Source organism: Pantoea sp. SIMBA_079, assembly GCF_046940275.1.
Classification (GTDB): Bacteria; Pseudomonadota; Gammaproteobacteria; order Enterobacterales; family Enterobacteriaceae; genus Pantoea; species Pantoea borealis.
This window is the reverse complement of sequence record NZ_JAWRYR010000533.1, coordinates 1-259: the sequence shown is the minus strand read 5'-3', so window position 1 is coordinate 259 and position 259 is coordinate 1. Positions and strand designations below refer to the sequence as shown.

At 73.4% G+C, this 259-nt stretch carries 1 pseudogene; it reads left to right on the top strand.

The features are described from left to right. A pseudogene (locus tag SB719_RS21090) lies at nt 1–259 on the top strand (phosphogluconate dehydratase); the annotation flags it as partial.

Genomic DNA, 259 nt, shown 5'->3' with positions numbered 1-259 from the left:
ACCTCGACGGCATCGCGCGGATGCGCGACGAAGGGCCGCTGCGCGGCCGCCTGAGCTGCGCGAACCTCGCGCACGGCTTCGCCGCATGCGGGCCGACCGACAAGACCCGCCTGCGCAACGGGCCGACGCCGAACATCGGCATCGTCACCGCCTACAACGACATGCTGTCGGCGCACCAGCCCTACGAGCCGTACCCGGAATTCATCCGCGAGACCGCGCGTGCGCTGGGCGCGACCGCGCAGGTCGCCGGCGGCGTGCC